Consider the following 3,006-nt stretch of genomic DNA (forward strand, 5'->3'; position numbering starts at 1 on the left):
AGCTGCAACGCATCTCATCAAATATGGCTTGCTTTCAGGTATTCCTCAAGTAAAAAATCGCTTGTTCCTGCGGTGCCTCACAAAAAGGTTTTCTTGACAAAAAGCGACAAAAAAATGTGATTAACATCACACATTTTGACATTAGGAACGGTATGCTGGAATCACCAAGACGGGAAAGACAAGAGGTAAAATTTATGACAATGAACATTACCAGTAAACAAATGGAAATTACTCCGGCAATTCGCCAGCATGTCGCAGACCGTCTCGCCAAACTCGAAAAATGGCAAACTCATCTGATTAATCCACATATCATTCTGTCTAAGGAGCCGCAGGGTTTCATTGCTGATGCCACCATCAATACACCGAACGGACATCTGGTCGCCAGCGCAAAACACGAGGATATGTACACCGCAATTAACGATTTGATCAACAAGCTGGAACGGCAGCTCAATAAAGTGCAGCACAAAGGCGAAGCCCGTCGTGCAACAACTTCAGTCAAAGACGCCAACTTCGTCGAAGCAGAAGAAGAGTAGTCCCTTACATTGAGTGTATCGCCAACGCGCCTCCGGGCGCGTTTTTTGTTGACAGGGTGAAAACAGTACGGGTACTTTACTGACGTAGCCAAAGGAAAATTACATGAAACTTGTCCCGTTCTTCTTCGCATTCTTTTTTACCTTCCCCTGAATGGGAGGCGTTTCGTCGTGTGATAAAGAATGCGAAGACGAACAATAAGGCCTCCCACAACGGGGGGCCTTTTTTATTGATAACAAGAAAGGCAACACTATGACATCGGATAACCCATTGCTGGCGCTGCGCGATAAGATCAGCACGCTGGATGAAAAATTACTGGCCCTGCTGGCTGAGCGACGTGGACTGGCCGTAGAAGTTGGCAAAGCTAAGCTGCTTTCGCATCGTCCAGTTCGTGATATCGACCGTGAGCGCGATCTGTTGGACCGACTGATTCAGCTTGGCAAAGCACATCATCTTGATGCTCACTACATCACTCGCCTGTTCCAGCTCATAATCGAAGACTCCGTCCTGACTCAGCAGGCACTGCTCCAGCAGCATCTGAATAAAATTAACCCACACTCAGCACGCGTTGCTTTCCTCGGGCCAAAAGGGTCATATTCTCATCTTGCCGCACGTCAGTATGCTGCCCGCCATTTTGAACAATTTATAGAAAGCGGCTGCGCAAAATTTGCCGATATCTTTAATCAGGTCGAAACCGGACAAGCTGACTACGCAGTGGTTCCGATTGAAAACACCAGTTCCGGTGGGATTAACGACGTTTACGACCTGCTACAGCACACCAGCCTGTCTATCGTTGGCGAGATGACTATCACGATTGACCACTGCCTACTGGTGTCCGGCACGACAGATCTCGAGACCATTGAAACGGTATATAGCCATCCGCAGCCATTCCAGCAGTGCAGCAAATTCCTGAGTCGTTACCCACACTGGAAGATTGAGTACACCGAAAGCACCTCGGCGGCGATGGAAAAAGTTGCGCAGGCTAACTCACCGCGCGTGGCGGCTCTGGGGAGCGAAGCCGGAGGCGTACTATACGGTTTGCAGGTTCTTGAGCATATTGAAGCTAATCAGACGCAAAACATCACCCGCTTCGTGGTACTGGCGCGCAAGGCAATCAATGTTTCCGATCAGGTGCCAGCAAAAACCACGTTGCTTATGGCGACAGGACAACAAGCCGGTGCGCTGGTAGAAGCTCTGCTGGTACTGCGCAACCATAATCTGATTATGACTAAACTGGAGTCACGCCCGATTCACGGCAATCCGTGGGAGGAAATGTTTTATCTTGATATCCAGGCCAACCTGGAATCACCCCAGATGCAAAAAGCATTGAAGGAGTTAGGTGAGATTACGCGCTCGATGAAAGTACTTGGCTGCTATCCAAGTGAGAATGTGGTGCCGGTCGATCCAAGCTAACGTTTGACAATGCCGGATGGCGCTACGCTTATCCGGCATTCTATTTAGCCGATCCTTGTATGACTGATACAACGCATCAGCGTTGCCATCAATCATCGTATTTATTGGCGACTATCGTTAGCCTGGCGCAACAAAGTACGGCTTTCGTTCTGGAAGCGTTTCGCATAATCACCAAACCAGTGCTCCACCTTACGGAAGCTGTCGATGAACGCTTGCTTATCGCCCTGCTCCAGTAAACCGATCGCCTCACCAAAACGTTGGTAGTAGCGTTTGATCAGCGCAAGGTTACTCTCAGACGACATAATGATATCGGCATAGAGCTGCGGATCCTGGGCAAACAGACGTCCGACCATCGCCAGTTCAAGGCGATAAATTGGCGAAGAGAGTGCCAGTAACTGCTCCAGTTGAACATTCTCTTCCGCTAAATGCAGACCGTAAGCAAAGGTCGCAAAGTGACGCAATGCCTGAATAAATGCCATGTTCTGGTCATGTTCAACAGCACTGATCCGATGCAGTCGCGCACCCCACACCTGAATCTGTTCCAGAAACCACTGATAGGCTTCCGGCTGACGTCCGTCACACCAGACGACGACCTGCTTTGCCAGACTGCCGCTGTCCGGGCCAAACATAGGGTGTAATCCCACCACCGGGCCGTCGTGCGCCGCCAGCATCGCCTGCAAAGGACCATTTTTCACCGAAGCCAGATCCACCAGGATGCAGTCGGACGGCAGACGCGGTAATTTGGCGATCACCTGCTCAGTGACGTGGATCGGCACGCTGACGATCACCATGCCAGCATCAGAGACGATCTCCGGCGCACGATCCCAGTCCTGCTGTTCCAGGATCCGTACCTGATAACCTGACAGGGTGAGCATTTTTTCGAACAGACGTCCCATCTGACCGCCGCCGCCGACAATCACCACCGGTCGCAGAGAAGGACAAAGCGTTTTAAATCCTTTGTCGTTCTCACTGGAGTAAGACTCGCGCATAACCCGGCGCAGCACATCTTCAATCAGGTCCGGCGGCACGCCAAGGGCTTCCGCTTCCGCCCGGCGGGAGGCC

Annotated in this window: 4 protein-coding genes and 1 other annotated feature; of the genes, 3 read left to right on the forward strand and 1 reads right to left on the reverse strand. The window is 50.9% G+C overall.

Going from position 1 to position 3,006, the window contains the following annotated elements; genetic code table 11:
* The first annotated feature begins 194 nt into the window (after positions 1–194).
* From raiA to pheA, 3 genes are all read left to right on the forward strand, one after another.
* Positions 195–533 carry a ribosome-associated translation inhibitor RaiA gene (gene raiA, locus FDW87_RS04265; protein WP_003031244.1) on the forward strand — a complete coding sequence of 113 codons (339 nt, stop codon included), beginning with the start codon at positions 195–197 and terminating at the stop codon, positions 531–533.
* 102 nt (positions 534–635) lie between these two features.
* Positions 636–761 (forward strand) — a sequence feature (Phe leader region).
* Entirely contained in the window at positions 637–684 is a 48-nt protein-coding gene (gene pheL, locus FDW87_RS04270) for a pheA operon leader peptide PheL (protein ID WP_100250063.1), read from the forward strand. It overlaps the preceding feature by 48 nt.
* 22 nt (positions 762–783) lie before the next feature.
* Positions 784–1,944, forward strand: coding sequence for a bifunctional chorismate mutase/prephenate dehydratase (pheA, locus tag FDW87_RS04275; protein WP_047499527.1), 1,161 nt, complete (start codon positions 784–786; stop codon positions 1,942–1,944).
* A 101-nt stretch (positions 1,945–2,045) separates the two neighbouring features.
* Here the strand turns inward: pheA and tyrA are convergent.
* Positions 2,046–3,006, reverse strand: a 961-nt coding sequence (gene tyrA / locus FDW87_RS04280; RefSeq protein ID WP_252363000.1) for a bifunctional chorismate mutase/prephenate dehydrogenase, incomplete at its 5' end; no start/stop codon positions are given.

Origin of the sequence: Citrobacter sp. wls826 (assembly GCF_005281245.1) — a bacterium.
Taxonomy (GTDB): domain Bacteria; phylum Pseudomonadota; class Gammaproteobacteria; order Enterobacterales; family Enterobacteriaceae; genus Citrobacter; species Citrobacter braakii.